Origin of the sequence: Sphingomonas parapaucimobilis NBRC 15100, assembly GCF_000787715.1 — a bacterium.
Taxonomy (GTDB): Bacteria; Pseudomonadota; Alphaproteobacteria; order Sphingomonadales; family Sphingomonadaceae; genus Sphingomonas; species Sphingomonas parapaucimobilis.
Genome location: NZ_BBPI01000017.1, coordinates 1 through 14,233, shown reverse-complemented (window position 1 = coordinate 14,233; position 14,233 = coordinate 1). Strand labels below are relative to the sequence as shown.

15 protein-coding genes are annotated in these 14,233 nt (G+C 66.5%); 8 read left to right on the top strand and 7 right to left on the bottom strand.

Annotated features, from left to right (window positions below):
* Positions 1 to 8: 8 nt before the first annotated feature.
* From SP5_RS03175 to SP5_RS03165, 3 genes are all read right to left on the bottom strand, one after another.
* Positions 9 to 266: a GlsB/YeaQ/YmgE family stress response membrane protein gene (locus SP5_RS03175; protein WP_042483991.1), complete on the bottom strand. Its 258-nt coding sequence runs from the start codon at positions 264 to 266 to the stop codon at positions 9 to 11.
* 149 nt (positions 267 to 415) lie between these two features.
* The gene (gene sciP / locus SP5_RS03170; RefSeq protein WP_042484057.1) at positions 416 to 715 is read right to left on the bottom strand and encodes a CtrA inhibitor SciP; all 300 of its coding nucleotides are present in this window, start codon (positions 713 to 715) and stop codon (positions 416 to 418) included.
* A 95-nt stretch (positions 716 to 810) separates the two neighbouring features.
* Entirely contained in the window at positions 811 to 1,041 is a 231-nt protein-coding gene (locus SP5_RS03165; RefSeq protein ID WP_042483990.1) for a hypothetical protein, read from the bottom strand.
* Positions 1,042 to 1,209: 168 nt separating this feature from the next.
* Here SP5_RS03165 and mnmA point away from each other — a divergent pair, with 168 nt between their 5' ends.
* Both mnmA and SP5_RS03155 read left to right on the top strand, forming a co-directional pair.
* Positions 1,210 to 2,316 carry a tRNA 2-thiouridine(34) synthase MnmA gene (gene mnmA, locus SP5_RS03160; RefSeq protein WP_042484054.1) on the top strand — a complete coding sequence of 369 codons (1,107 nt, stop codon included), beginning with the start codon at positions 1,210 to 1,212 and terminating at the stop codon, positions 2,314 to 2,316.
* 15 nt (positions 2,317 to 2,331) lie between these two features.
* A complete protein-coding gene (locus tag SP5_RS03155) occupies positions 2,332 to 2,604 on the top strand; it encodes a UvrB/UvrC motif-containing protein (RefSeq protein ID WP_042483987.1) in 273 nt (90 codons plus the stop codon).
* A gap of 10 nt (positions 2,605 to 2,614) precedes the next feature.
* Here the strand turns inward: SP5_RS03155 and SP5_RS03150 are convergent, their stop codons facing one another.
* Together SP5_RS03150 and SP5_RS03145 are read right to left on the bottom strand one after the other, a co-directional pair.
* Positions 2,615 to 3,076 (bottom strand): GNAT family N-acetyltransferase, encoded by a 462-nt coding sequence (locus SP5_RS03150; RefSeq protein WP_245613385.1) that lies wholly within the window; start codon positions 3,074 to 3,076, stop codon positions 2,615 to 2,617.
* Positions 3,077 to 3,136: 60 nt separating this feature from the next.
* Positions 3,137 to 3,853 carry a DUF4163 domain-containing protein gene (locus tag SP5_RS03145; protein WP_245613384.1) on the bottom strand — a complete coding sequence of 239 codons (717 nt, stop codon included), beginning with the start codon at positions 3,851 to 3,853 and terminating at the stop codon, positions 3,137 to 3,139.
* A 103-nt stretch (positions 3,854 to 3,956) separates the two neighbouring features.
* Between SP5_RS03145 and SP5_RS03140 the strand changes: the two genes are divergently transcribed.
* The 4 genes from SP5_RS03140 to SP5_RS03125 all read left to right on the top strand — a co-directional run bounded on the left by SP5_RS03140 (position 3,957) and on the right by SP5_RS03125 (position 8,391).
* Positions 3,957 to 5,201, top strand: coding sequence for a putative DNA modification/repair radical SAM protein (locus SP5_RS03140; protein ID WP_042483985.1), 1,245 nt, complete (start codon positions 3,957 to 3,959; stop codon positions 5,199 to 5,201).
* 66 nt (positions 5,202 to 5,267) lie between these two features.
* Positions 5,268 to 5,753, top strand: a complete 486-nt coding sequence (locus SP5_RS03135; RefSeq protein ID WP_042483982.1) for a hemerythrin domain-containing protein — start codon at positions 5,268 to 5,270, stop codon at positions 5,751 to 5,753.
* Positions 5,754 to 5,905: 152 nt separating this feature from the next.
* Positions 5,906 to 7,303, top strand: coding sequence for a UdgX family uracil-DNA binding protein (locus tag SP5_RS03130; RefSeq protein WP_042483979.1), 1,398 nt, complete (start codon positions 5,906 to 5,908; stop codon positions 7,301 to 7,303).
* Between the two features lie 77 nt (positions 7,304 to 7,380).
* Positions 7,381 to 8,391 (top strand): DUF2268 domain-containing putative Zn-dependent protease, encoded by a 1,011-nt coding sequence (locus SP5_RS03125; protein WP_245613383.1) that lies wholly within the window; start codon positions 7,381 to 7,383, stop codon positions 8,389 to 8,391.
* 7 nt (positions 8,392 to 8,398) lie between these two features.
* Here the strand turns inward: SP5_RS03125 and SP5_RS03120 are convergent, their stop codons facing one another.
* Complete coding sequence (locus SP5_RS03120; protein ID WP_042483976.1) at positions 8,399 to 9,196, bottom strand: aldo/keto reductase; 798 nt, start codon at positions 9,194 to 9,196, stop codon at positions 8,399 to 8,401.
* 76 nt (positions 9,197 to 9,272) lie between these two features.
* Between SP5_RS03120 and SP5_RS03115 the strand changes: the two genes are divergently transcribed.
* Positions 9,273 to 9,908: a DedA family protein gene (locus SP5_RS03115; protein ID WP_042483974.1), complete on the top strand. Its 636-nt coding sequence runs from the start codon at positions 9,273 to 9,275 to the stop codon at positions 9,906 to 9,908.
* Here SP5_RS03115 and SP5_RS03110 read toward each other — a convergent pair.
* Positions 9,863 to 11,278 carry a hypothetical protein gene (locus tag SP5_RS03110; RefSeq protein ID WP_157013561.1) on the bottom strand — a complete coding sequence of 472 codons (1,416 nt, stop codon included), beginning with the start codon at positions 11,276 to 11,278 and terminating at the stop codon, positions 9,863 to 9,865. The two genes, SP5_RS03115 and SP5_RS03110, sit on opposite strands and share 46 nt — an antisense overlap.
* 125 nt (positions 11,279 to 11,403) lie before the next feature.
* Here SP5_RS03110 and SP5_RS03105 point away from each other — a divergent pair, with 125 nt between their 5' ends.
* On the top strand, positions 11,404 to 14,148 hold the full coding sequence (locus SP5_RS03105; protein ID WP_042484041.1) for a [protein-PII] uridylyltransferase: 2,745 nt from the start codon (positions 11,404 to 11,406) through the stop codon (positions 14,146 to 14,148).
* Positions 14,149 to 14,233: the final 85 nt, after the last annotated feature.

Here is a 14,233-nt window from a genome sequence, read left to right as displayed (position 1 = left end):
TGCGTTTATTAACGCACCCGACCGCGACGAACCAGGTTCACGATCGCCAGCAGGACGACGGCGCCCAGCAGCGAAACGAGGAACGAGGTCAGCGTCAGACCGGCATTGTTGATCGAACCGCCTGCGAAGATCAGGCCGCCGATGAACGCGCCGACGACACCGACGACGATATTCAGAAAGATGCCCTGCTGAGCATCGGTACGCATGATGATGCTGGCCAGCCAGCCAATGACACCACCGACGATAAGCCACAGGATAATACCCATTGTCTTTCCCTCCGTTGGGCCCGCGAGCGGGACACGGGGAAAAGACGTGCGAATGTGGCTATTGTTCCGTGGCCGTACCGGCAATTCGACGAAGCGTTTTCGGGAATGTCAACGATGCGATCGTTTTTATTCGGGCCTTTGCGTGGGGCTCAGTATTTCTGCTGGCGCTCGTAGAGCGAGCGATAATGCTGGATGCGGGTGACGCGCAGGCCCGGCATTCCCGAACGGTCGATGGCACGCTGCCACCCGGCGAATTCCTCGACGGTCAGGCCATAACGGTCGCAGACCTCGTCGACCGAAAGCAGCCCGCCATTGACGGCCGCGACCACCTCCGCCTTGCGACGGACGACCCAGCGCGTCGTGCTGGGCGGCGGCAGGGTATCGAGCGTCAGCGGTTCGCCGAGCGGCCCGATTACCTTGGCAGGGCGGATCTTCTGGTTCTCGATCATCATCAAACCTCGTCGGGGCTCCCTACCCCATGTCGTCTATCGGGCCGCTCTACCATGTGCCCTTGAACATCGCCTAAAATCGAAAGGTTAACGGATCATTCATTCCTGGTCCATCCGACGATGGCCCGCGCCATCGGCCCGTTGAACGCCCCGTCGAGCGGCGCGAACAGCATCGGATCGGGGGACACGCGGGCGAAACCGGCCTGCACCGCGGCGGTCGGGCTGGCCGCCTGCCGCGCCGTCGCACCGACCATCAGCACGGCCAGGTCCGGCGGCAGCACCGTCAGTTCGGTATCCCGATCGAAACGGTTGAAACTCAGGTCCAAAAGCGCGGTCCAATCCCGGTGGGTGAGTGCCCTTGTTATCGACGGGATATGAAAGTCGGGTAAAGGCCGAAAACTATTTTCACTTTTTCAAAAGGCCCGGCCCTTCTTCGTTCGAAAGGGCGCTTCGCTATTTTGCATGACGCGCGCGAAAGGCGTATGGGGGCGACCATGGAGCAGATGGTGGACTTTCAGCTTGGGGGCGATCCCCGGGCCAAGCGGATCGTGGTCGCGATGTCGGGCGGTGTCGACAGCTCGGTCGTGGCCGCGCTCGCCCATGCCACGGGGGCCGAGACGATCGGCGTCACCCTGCAACTCTACGACCATGGCGAGGCGGTGGGCCGCGCGGGTGCCTGCTGCGCGGGCCGCGACATCCGCGACGCCCGCGCCGTGTGCGACCGGCTGGGCATCGCGCATTATGTCTTCGACCATGAAGACAGTTTCCGCACCCAGGTGGTCGATCGCTTCGCCGACGAATATCTGGCCGGGCGCACGCCGATCCCCTGCGTCCAGTGCAATATGGGGCCGAAATTCACCGACCTGCTGAAACTGGCCCGCGACCTGGGCGCGGACTGTCTGGCGACCGGTCATTATGTCCAGCGGGTCGAAGGCGCGAACGGCGCGGAACTGCATCGCGGCGCCGATCCGGCGCGCGACCAGAGCTATTTCCTGTTCGCGACGACGCAGGAGCAGCTGGACTTCCTGCGCTTCCCGCTCGGCGCTCTCCCTAAGTCGCGGGTGCGCGAGATCGCCGCCGAACTGGGTCTGGGCGTCGCCGCCAAGCCGGACAGCCAGGATATCTGTTTCGTGCCCGATGGCGACTATGCGGGGCTGGTCAAGAAATTGCGTCCGGAAGCGGATACGCGCGGCGATATCGTCGACCTGACGGGCGCCAAGCTGGGCGAGCATCGCGGCCTGATCCACTATACGGTCGGCCAGCGGCGCGGGCTGGAGATCGGCGGCAGCCCCGAGCCGCTCTATGTCGTCCGGCTGGAGCCCGATACCAAGCGCGTCGTCGTCGGCCCGCGCGTCGCGCTGGCGGTGGAGGCGGCGCGGCTGACGGCCATGAACATCCTCGGCCCGCTCGACGGCCCGGTGTTCGCCAAGGTCCGCTCCATGGCCAAGCCGGTGCCCGCGCGCATGGTCGGCGACCGGCTGGTCTTCGATACGCCCGAATATGGCGTGTCGCCGGGCCAGGCGGCGGTGCTCTATGACGGCGACCGGGTGCTGGGCGGCGGCTGGATCGCCGAGACCGAGGCGGCACGCATCGCCGCCTGAGGCGTTGATCCGGGCATGACCGCCCCGACCCTCGAAGACCTGCGCCGCCAGATGGAGGCCGCCGCCGAACGCCTCGACTTCGAGGAGGCGCGAGCCTTGCGCGACCGCATCAACCTGCTTCGCGGCGGCGCGGAGGATGTCGCCGTCGACACCAGCGGCCTGACCCGCCAGCAGCCCGGCGCCATGGGCCTCGGCACCAGCCAGTCGCGCCCGGAACGCCCCGAAGGCTGGGTGCCGCCGAAAAAGCCCGATCCGATGACCAAGGGACGCGGGCGGCGTCAGGGTTAGGGCGCAGGCCCTATGCCGTCAGATCGAGACGAAAGAATTGATTATGCGGACTTGGGGCATAGTTTCCAAACGCCTCGCAAGGCGTAAAACCCGCGCTGCGATATAGGCGGACGGCAGGCGCGTGCAGCGATGCCGTGCCAGTTTCCAGGCTCAGGCGCTGATACCCCCTGTTTCGTGCTTCCATGATGATATGGTCGAGCAATCCCCGCCCCACACCCTGCCCGCGAGCCTCGGGAGCCGCGCGCATCGACTTCACCTCGCCATGATCGGGTGCAAGTTGCTTCAGGGCCGCGAAGCCGAGCAGCTTTTCGCCGTCCCATGCTGTCCAGAAGCTGATGTCCGAGGAGGACAAACCCGACGCGTCGAGCGCGAAGGAATATTCCGCCATTTCACCCCGAAGCTCCCGCAAATGCAGCTCGAGCAGATCTGCGATATACGCCGCACCGGGATCGTCGCGCCTGATCTCCACCATGCCCCCCTTCTTGCCGTTGGATCGATCCTAATCCACCCGGCCTAGGGGACCAAGGCCCTCTCATCCCCCCACGGCAAACGCCCCGCGATATTCCGGCTTCACCGTACCGATGATCGCCCGCGTCACCGGCAGCGTGACCTCATACGCCCCCTCGGCATAGGAACCCGCGACATAGGGGTCGGCGATCAGCCCGATCCGGTCGATCGCGCGGCCGTTGGTCGAACCCAGCAGCACGGTCAGGTCCTTGAGCGACGGGCAGGCATTCATCGACGACAATTCGCCCTGGATGCGCCGCCGCTGCTCAACCTTCAGCCTGGCGCAATAGTCGGTGCGGATCGCGGTCTGGAGCGCGGGCAGCGACACGAAAACGGCCTTGGGGTCCAGCCGCCGCCCCGCCGCCTTGTCCCAGACCAACCCATAGGAAGCGGGCGAGCCATGCGCGCCGCCCGTGAAATTATAGCTGTCGCCCGACAGGCTCAGGAAGCGCGGCGTGTCGGTCACGACCTTCCATGTCTTGTCGAAGGAATAGGCGTGGTAGGGATAGCCCGATGCCTTGGCCTCGCGGCGTGCGACGGCACCGTCACGCGCGGTCTTCGCCTGGATACGCGCACGCTCGGCGTCGAGCCACGCCTTCAACCCCGCGATCCGCGTCGCAGCGGCCGGATAGGCGTAGCTGAACTCATAATCGGCGGTCTTGGCGTTGCGCTCCACGATCTGCGCCATCGCCGGACCAGCCGCACCGATCAAAGCCAGCGCGATCATCATCTTACGCATCATCCATCTCCCCTCGACACCGCCAATCTGGACCAGACGGGCTGTACGGCCGATGACTGGCGGAGTTCCGCTTGCCCCGCCGCCCACGCGAACATATATCGAACAGATGGCGCAACTCGACACCCGTGAGAAGCTGGCGATCCTGGCGGATGCCGCCAAATATGACGCGTCCTGCGCGTCGTCGGGCACGTCCAAGCGTAACAGCCGCGACGGCAAGGGGATCGGGTCGACCGAGGGCATGGGCATCTGCCACGCCTATGCGCCCGATGGCCGCTGTATCTCGCTGTTGAAGATCCTGCTGACGAACAGCTGCATCTTCGACTGCCACTATTGCATCAACCGCAAATCCTCGAACGTCCGCCGCGCGCGCTTCACCGCGCAGGAGGTGGTGAACCTCACCCTCGCCTTCTATCGACGCAATTATATCGAGGGGCTGTTCCTGTCCTCGGGCATCATCAAGTCGTCCAACTATACGATGGAGCAGATTGTCGAGGTCGCGCGCAGCCTGCGCGAGGATCATGGCTTTCGCGGCTATATCCACCTCAAGACCATTCCCGATGCCGATCCCGGGCTGGTGCGGCTGGCGGGGGTCCATGCCGACCGCGTGTCGATCAATGTCGAGCTGCCCACGGTGGGTGGCCTGCGCCGCCTCGCGCCCGAAAAGGATGCGGGCCGGATCGAAGGCGCGATGGCCGATGTGAAGACCGCCATCGAGGACCGGACGGACGCCGCCAAGAAGTATAAGTCGGCCCCCGGCTTCGCGCCCGCGGGCCAGTCGACCCAGATGATCGTCGGTGCCGACGCCGCGACCGATCGCGACATCGTGGGGCGCGCGGCGACGCTCTATGACCGTTTCCGCCTGCGCCGTGTCTATTATTCGGCGTTCAGCCCGATCCCGGACGCATCCGCCGTGCTGCCGCTGCAACGGCCGCCCCTGATGCGCGAGCATAGGCTCTACCAGTCCGACTGGCTGATGCGCTTCTATGACTATCAGCCGGGCGAGGTGGCGGCGGCGGCGGACGAGGCGACGGGGATGCTGCCGCTCGATATCGATCCCAAACTCGCCTGGGCACTGAAATTCCGCCAGAATTTTCCCGTCGACGTCAATCGTGCCCCGCGCGAGATGCTGCTGCGGGTGCCCGGCCTGGGCGTGAAGGCGGTGGACCGGATCATCGCCACCCGCAAATGGCGCAAGCTGCGGCTGGAGGATGTCGGGCGGCTGACCGTGTCGATCACCAAGCTGCGCCCCTTCCTGATCGCGGAGGACTGGCGCCCCGTCGCGCTGGCCGAGCGGGCGGACCTGAAACCGCTGATAAGGCCCAAGGGCAAGCAGTTGGAACTGTTTGGCTGAGTGAGAGTGATTCGCGGGTGAAACGGGCGTCATCCTGCGCCGTTTGATGCGCGAAGGAGACACGCCATGGCCACGGCCGACATCTATGCCGATCTGAAGCGCGACCACGACAAGCAGCGCGACATGCTGAAGGAACTTGCCGGGCTGAAGGGCGACGGGGCGAAGCGCAAGAAGCTGTTCGAGGCGTTCCGTATCGAGGTGCAGAGCCACGCCGCTGCCGAGGAAGAGTCGCTTTATGCCACCATGCTGGGCGAACCCGAGCTGCGCGACGATGCGCGCCATTCGGTCTCCGAGCATAAGGAGATCGACGATCTGCTGGGCGAGATGATGGACCTCGACTTCGCATCGGACGAGTGGGAATCCAAATTCTTCCACATGCGCCATCGCTATGAGCATCATATCGACGAGGAAGAGGAAGAGATGTTCCCCGCCGCTGAGAAGGAACTCGACGACGCGACCGAGCAGAAGCTCGCGGACATCTATGAGGAGCGCAAGCCGATCGAGGCAAAGGAAGCCAAGGCCAACCCGCCCGGCGGAGACGAGCGGGATTGATTTCTGGGAGCCCTAATCCTCCCCTGCAAGGGGAGGGGGACCATGCGAAGCATGGGGGAGGGGGAGCGCCACAAGGGATGACCTGTACGGCACGCCCCCTCCGTCAGGCCTGCGACCTGCCACCTCCCCGTACCGGGGAGGATTGAGTAGCCATGCGCATCATCACCCTCCCCGCCCCCGACGACTTCGACGCCTGGCGCGACGCCGCGCGCGGGTTGATCGCCGACAATGTGCCGCCCGATCAGGTGGTGTGGCAGGTTGGCGACCAACCCGCCGACCTGTTCGGTGCGGTCGCCGCCGACACGCCGACCACCGCCACCCCCCGCTTCAACGTATCCCGCGCATTCATCGACCTCGCGCGCAGCGTCATCCTGTCCAATGATCCGGAACGTTTCGCGCTGCTCCACACCGCGCTCGACAGATTGCGGCACCAGCCCCGGCTGATCGAGGATCAGGCCGATCCGCTGATCCGCCGTCTCGACCGGCTGGCCAAGGCGGTGCGGCGCGACATCCACAAGATGCGGGCCTTCCTGCGCTTCCGCGAGACCGAGGACGCCGAAGGCCCGCGCTATGTCGCATGGTTCGAGCCCGAGCATCACATCGTGCGCGCCAATGCGGCGTTCTTCGTCAACCGCTTCACCACGATGCGCTGGTCGATCCTGACGCCCGAGGTCTCCCTCCACTGGGACGGCAAGACGCTCAGCGAAGGTCCGGGCGCCAGCAAGGCGGACGCGCCGGAGGGCGATCCGACCGAGGCGGTGTGGAAGACCTATTATGCCAGCATCTTCAATCCCGCCCGCGTGAAGATCGGCGCGATGCTGAAGGAGATGCCGCGCAAATACTGGAAAAACATGCCGGAAACCGCGTTGGTGTCCGAATTGATCGCGGGCGCGCAGGCGCGGGAGAGCGGTATGATCGACACGGCCAAGGTGGATGTGCGTTCCGGGCGCGGCGGCAATGCGCAAGCGGCCTGGGCGGCGCTAAGGGAGGAAGCGATGGGCTGCACCCGCTGCCCGCTCCACGCGCCTGCGACGCAGACGGTGTTCGGCGAGGGGCCGGTCGATGCCGCGCTGATGTTCGTCGGCGAACAGCCGGGCGACCAGGAGGATCTGGCGGGTCATCCCTTTGTCGGCCCCGCAGGCCAGGTCTTCGACCGCGCGGTGGCGGAAGCCGGAATCGACCGGGCGACGGCCTATGTCACGAATGCGGTCAAGCATTTCAAATTCGAGCCGCGCGGCAAGCGCCGTATCCACAGCTCGCCCAATGCCGGGGAAATTCAGGCGTGCCGCTGGTGGGTCGAACAGGAACGCCTGCTGATCCAGCCGCAGGTGACGGTGGCGCTGGGCGCGACGGCGGCGCGCTCGCTGTTCGGCAGGGTCATGACCATCGGGCGCGAACGCGGCAAGGCGCTGACCCTGCCCGATGGCGGCATGGCCTTCATCACCGTCCATCCGAGCTATCTGCTCCGCCTGCCCGATCCGGCGGCGAAGGAGGCGGAATATGCGCGGTTCGTGGCGGATTTGAAGCTGGCGGCGGGAGCCTTGGGTTAGCGATCTTTCCCGTCGCTTGACTTTCGAACCCGCTCCCCCGACCCATGCCTGAGGGGTACGGATCGGGGGGAGCGGGCATGAAGGGGGCTGATTTCTTTGCCGTGGCATGGGCTGCGATGGGCGGATTTGCCTTGGCGGGGGCGGCCCCCGCACCTGTGACCGTCGCGCCGCCCCTCGCGCCGCCCCTCGTGCCGACGTCGGTGGTCGATAGTGACATCGCCCGCTTCTGGGTCGCTGTCGACGCGATCAACGCAGAGGGCGATCCTGCCGCGCGACTGCGCCTGATCCGCAGCCTCTATATCGAGCCGGGCACGCCGGGCCTGCACGCGCTCATGGCCGCGCGGCGCTATACCGACCAGCAATATGTCGATGCCATCGTTCGCTGGCCCAAATTCTGGGCCTCGGTCCGTCCGCTGACCCGGCGGTCCCCGGCGGCGGTGGCGACGTTGAATGACGATGTCGCGCATTTTCGCCGACTCTACCCCGAACTGCGCCCCGCCTCGATCACCTACGCCATCGGGGTCCTGCGGACAGGCGGAACGACCGTGGCCGACAAGGTCCTGATCGGGGCCGAACTCGCCCTGGGCGATGAGACGGTCGACGTGTCCGAACTGCCCGAACCGATGCGATCGCGGCTGGCCACCTTTTTCCGGTCGCGGCCCTTCGCCAACAACGCGCAGAACAATATTCACGAATATGTCCATACCCAGCAGCAGGAAACGCAGGGCAATCTGCTGCAACAATCGCTGCGCGAGGGCGTCGCCGAGCTGGTGGCGGAGCTGATTACCGGCCGCAAGCCCGCCCTGCCGCTCTATGCCTATGGCCCCGCCCATGAGGCGGACATCAAGGCACGGTTCGTCACCGAGATGACGGGCGACAATTACGACAACTGGCTGTGGAACAGCGCCGCCAATCCCTTCGGCGTCAGCGATCTGGGCTATTTCGTCGGCTATCGGATCGCCCGGCGCCATTACGATGCCGCACATGACAAACGAGCGGCGATCAAGCGACTGATCGAACTCCCCTATGACGACGCGACGGCCATCCGCGGCTTCGTGGATCAGACAGGGTATTTTCAGGCGACCTGACCGCCCCTCACATTTCGCGAGGGTCCGGCCCGATTCGCCCGTCCGCATCGTCCAGTGCGTCGATCGCCGCCATGTCCTCGTCGTCCAGCACCAGCTCGGCGGCGGCGAAATTATCGGCCATATGCGCCGCATCCGCCGCCTTGGGGACCACCGACAGGCCATGCGCCAGGTGCCAGGCGAGCACGACCTGCGCGGTCGAGCGACCATGTTTGTCCGCGATGCCCGCGATCTCGGGCATTTTCAGGAGTTCGCCACCCTGACCCAGCGGGCTCCAGCTCTGGGTCACGATGCCCTTGGCCTCATGATAGGCCCGCGCCTCACGCTGCTGGAAACGGGGGTGGAGTTCGATCTGGTTGACCGCCGGCACGACGCCGGTGGCCTCGATGATCCGGTCGAGATGCTCGGGCAGGAAGTTGGACACGCCGATCGACCTCGCCTTGCCCGCGTCGCGCAGCGCGATCAGGCTCTGCCATGCCTCGACATAGGCATCCTCGGCGGGAACCGGCCAGTGGATCAGGTATAGGTCGACCGCCTCGACACCCAACAGCGCCAGGCTTTCATCCAGCGCCGCCTCGGCATCGCGGTGGCGGTCGTTCCACAGCTTGGTGGTCAGGAAGGCATCGGCGTCACGGAATCCGTCGCCCACGCCCCGCTCATTGCCATAGATGGCGGCGGTGTCGATCAGGCCGTATCCGGTATCGAGGCCACGCCGCACGACGAGCGCCGCCTGCGAATCCGGGATCTGATAGGTGCCGAGCCCCAGCTGGGGCATGGAGCGGCCGTCGTTCAGGGTCAGTGTCTTCATGCCGTCCCAAACCGGCCGCCACCTCATGCGGTTCCGATTGACCCCCGCCCCCCCGATCGCGCAAGTCGCTGCCCCCATGGTCGAGCATATTCTTTCCGCGCTGGCGAGCTTCGCCATCTGGGTCATTTCCACCGGTGGCTATCTGGGCATCATGCTGCTGATGGCGATCGAGAGCGCTTGCATCCCGCTGCCTTCCGAGATCATCATGCCGTTCGCGGGCTATCTGGTGTCGACCGGCCAGTTCAACCTGTATCTCGCCGCGACCGCAGGAGCACTGGGCTGCAATCTGGGCTCGATCGTCGCCTATGAGATCGGCAAGCGCGGCGGGCGGCCAGTCGCCGAGCGCTGGGGCAAATACCTCCTGATCGGGCCGGGCGAACTGGACGCCGCCGACCGCTTCTTCGCCCGCTATGGCTCGATCGCGGTGCTGATCGGGCGGCTTCTGCCGGTGATCCGCACCTTCATCGCCTTTCCGGCGGGGGTGGCCCGGATGAAGCTTGTTCCCTTCCACCTCTACACGTTTCTGGGCAGCTGGCCCTTCTGCCTCGTCCTCGCCATCGTCGGGCGCGAGCTGGGCGAGAAGTGGGACTCCGATCCCCGCGTAAAGGCGTTCTTCCACCGTGCCGACCTGGCGATCGGGATCGTGCTGGTCGTGCTGATCGGCCTTTATGTCTGGCACCGGGTACGCGGGCTGAAGCGCGCGCAGGACTGAACCAGCCACAAAGCGAGCGGGACCGCCACCGCCGCCCACAGGTACAGGCCGTTCCATGTCGTCCATCCCCACCAGTCGGAGGGGATGGTGCGCAGGTCGCCCACCAGGAAGCGCTGCTGCATCACCGCCTGCCACCAGGCCCGGCGGAAGGTCGGCGGCGCGAAGATCTCGGCCGCGGCGATGGTCAGGTTGATAGCGATGGAACCCGCCAGCACCAGCGCGAGCAAGCCGCGCATCCAGAAGGGCCGCGCCATGACCCAGAGCGGCGCCAGCCCCAGCGCCATCACCCCCGCCAGCGGCATGGCATGACGCGGGCCGGTGGCGTTGCCGCCATCCCAATAGACATAGGCCGCGTTGACCAGCAACGCGACGATCGCGACCCCGGCGGCGGTCAGCGCCAGCCCGCGCGTCGCCCGCTCCTCGCCCAGCCGCCACAGCCCGATCGGGGCCAGCACCAGCACCGGCGCGACCCAGACGATCCCACGCGTCGGACCGATCAGGATTTCGCGAAGCACCGCGATCCGGGGAAAGGTCAGTCCGAACAGCCCCTGGTTCATCCCCTCGAACCCGACCACCCCCGAATAGCCGATGCGGAACGGCGTCCCGAAGGCAAAGAGATTATAGGCGACCAACGGGATCAGGCCGACCAGCCCCGCCGCCAGGAACGGCACCAGCGTCTTCGGGTTCGCGCGATTTCGCCACAGCGCCCAGAGCCCGATGACCGACCCCGCCAGAACCGCCTGATATTCGACCACCACCGCCCAGCCGAGCGCCAGCCCCGCCACCGCCAGCCAGCGTCCACCGCCCCGCGCCACGCCGACCAGCGCGATGACGAACAGCGCCGCCACGCTCGCATGGCCCAGCAGGGTCGTGGAATAGCCCCAGATCGGCGTCCCCAGCGCATAGCCGAGCGCGGCGAACAGCGCCGCCCCAGCGCGCCCGCTCAGGCCCAGCGCCAGGTCGAACAGCATCACCGCCGCGATCGCGGTCAGCAGCGCCGAGCCCGTGGCGGCGGCGACGCGGGTGCGCAGCTTCAGATAATCGACGAAACCGGGATCGACCGTCGACAGGACATGGCGCTCGGCCCGGTCGCCGGTGACCAGGTCGGCCAGCGCCACGGCGGGCAGCGCCATCAGCGTCATGCCAGGCGCCTTGTCGAGATAGGCGTGCGCGCCGAACTGCGCCTTGTCGATGGTCAGCAGCGCGAACGGGTCGATGGTCGCGGTGCCGTTCTCGACCATGCGGATCGCGGCGAACAGGCGGGTCGCGTTGTTGGGATTGAACTCCCACGAACCGAACCAGGCGCAGGAGAACCAGACCAGCAGGAACAGCCCCGCCCGAATGCCGCCCAAGCCCTGCCACCGCGTCATCGGATCGTCTCCCGCTTCACGGGTTCCGGCGCTACCCGCACCGCCGGTCACGGACAAGCGCACCTTGGCAAGGATTGAGTCGGCCCCCTCTCCTTTTGTTCATCACCAGCCCCTATGAAGGCCGGATGCACAGCCGTTTCGAATCCCTGCCCAACCGCCGCGCCATCGTCGATCGCCGCGCGCTCGCCGAACAGGTCGCGGCGCTGGGCATCACAGGGCCGGAAGGCCGCACGCTCGTCACCCCCGTCCTGCGCGCCGCGCTCGATGCCGGACGGCAGGAAGTGGCGCGACGGCTGTCGCTCCATCCTTCGCGCGGGCTGGAGGCGGCGGCGGCGCAGGCGTATCTGACCGATCAGGTGCTGAAGGTGCTGTTCGATTTCACCACCGACACGCTCTACCCCTTGAGCAACCCCACGGCGGGCGAGCGGCTGACCCTGATCGCGGTCGGCGGCTATGGCCGGGGCGAGATGGCGCCCTATTCGGACGTCGATATCGGGTTCCTCACCCCCTTCAAGCAGACGCCCCATGCCGAGCAGGTCATCGAATCGATGCTCTATTCGCTCTGGGACCTGGGGCTGAAGGTCGGCCATTCCAGCCGCTCGGTCGACGAGATGATTCGGCAGGCCAAGGGCGATGTCACCGTGCGCACCGCCCTTTTGGAAGGGCGGTTCCTGTGCGGCGACCAGGCGCTGTATGACGAGGCGGCGCGGCGCTTCAAGATAGAGATCCAGACCGATTCGCACCGCCAGTTCATCGCCGACAAGCTGGCCGAGCGCGACCTGCGCCATCGCAAGATGGGCGACACCCGCTATGTCGTCGAACCCAATGTCAAGGAGGGCAAGGGCGGCCTGCGCGACCTGCACGCGCTCTTCTGGATCGGCAAGTACGTCTATGACGTCGACCGCGCCGCCGACCTGATCGACCGTGGCCTGTTCACCCGCGAGGAATATCGCCAGTTCCACCGCGCCGACAATTTCCTGTGGGCGGTCCGCTGTCACCTGCACACCATCACCGGCCGCGCCGAGGATCGCCTCACCTTCGACGTGCAGCGCCAGATCGCCGAGCGGATGCGCTTCTCCGACCGGCCCGGCAAGGCCAAGGTCGAGCGGTTCATGCAGCTCTATTTCCTGCAGGTGAAGACGGTCGGCGCGCTGACCGGCGCGTTCCTGGCGCATCTGGACGAGCGGTTCGCGGCGCGCGGCCATCGCTTCGGCCTGCCCACCATCCGCCGGCGCCCGCGCCGGTTGAACGGCTTCGTGCTGGATCGCGGACGGCTCGCCTTGCCGCGCGACGACTTTTTCCAAGAAGACCCGGTCCGCCTGATCGAGATCTTCCAGCTCGCCGACCGTTATGAGTTGGAGGTCCATCCGCTGGCGGTGCGCGCCGCCTCACGCGATGCCAAGCTGGCCGACGACATCCGTAACGATCCGCGCGCCAATGCGCTGTTCCTCGACGTGCTGACCAGCCACCATGACCCCGAACTGGTGCTACGCTGGATGAACGAGGCGGGCGTCTTCGGCCGCTTCATGCCCGATTTCGGGCGCGTCGTGGCACAGATGCAGTTCGACATGTACCATCATTACACCGTCGACGAGCACACCATCCGCGCGCTCGGCCTGCTCGCCCGGATCGAGCGGCAGGAACTGGTCGAGGAGCATCCGGTCGCCTCGGCGATCATCGGCCAGATCGTGTCGCGGCGCGTCCTCTATGTCGCCGTCCTTCTCCACGACATCGCCAAGGGGCGCGGCGGCGACCATTCGATCCTGGGTGCCGAAGTGGCCGAGCGGCTTTGCCCGCGCCTGGGCCTGAGCGAGGCCGAGACCGAGACGGTCGCGTGGCTGGTCCGCTGGCACCTGTTGATGTCCGCCACCGCGTTCAAGCGCGACCTGTCGGACTTCAAGACCATCCTCGACTTCTGCGAGACGGTGCAGAGCCCCGAGCGGCTTCGCCTGCTCCTGCTGCTGACCATCGTCGATATCCGCGCGGTCGGGCCGGGGACGTGGAACGGCTGGAAGCGCCAGCTGCTCGCCGACCTGTACGACGCCGCCGAGGAGGTGCTGCGCCTGGGTCACAAGCAGCGCGGCCGCACCGAACGCATCGCCGCCAAGCAGGCGCGGCTGGCGGAGATACTGGGCTGGCCGGAGGCGCAGTTCGCCGCGCTGGTCCGTCGGCTGCCCGAAGCCTATTGGATCGCCGAGCCCGAGGATGTGCTGGCCCATAATGCCCGCCAGATGGCGGCGGCGGGCGATGCGCAGCTGTCGATCGACGCGCAGGTTTACGGCGAGCGCGGCGCGACTTTGGTGTCCATCTATGCCGCCGACCATCCGGGCCTGTTCTATCGCATCGCGGGCGCGATCCATGTCGCGGGCGGCAACATCATCGATGCGCGCATCCACACCACGCGCGACGGCATGGCGATCGACAATTTCCTGGTGCAGGACCCGCTGGGCCGCCCCTTTGACGATCCCGGCCAGCTGTCCCGCCTGCGCCGCGCGATCGAGGATGCGCTCGCCAATCGCAGCAAGCTGGCCGACCGGCTGGTCGCCAAGCCCAATGCGCGACCGCGCGCCGATGCCTTCCACATCGCGCCCAATGTCCTGATCGACAACCGCGCCTCGAACCGATTCACGGTGGTCGAGGTCCATGCCCGCGACCGACCCGCGCTGTTGAATCAGCTGGCCCATGCGCTGTTCCAGTCGAAGGTGACGATCCACTCCGCGCATGTCGCGACCTATGGCGAGCGCGCGGTCGACGTCTTCTACCTGACCGACCTGACCGGGGATCAGATCACCAATAGCGGCCGGTTGAAGACGCTGGAGAAAAGGCTGCTGGGCGCGGCGGCGGGCGAAGCGCTGGAGATCGCGGCGTAGATTGGGATGGGATCGGCTTGCCCACCTCCCCTTCAGGGGAGGGGCCAGGGGTGGGGCGCCTCCGCAAGCGTGAGGTATGTGGCGA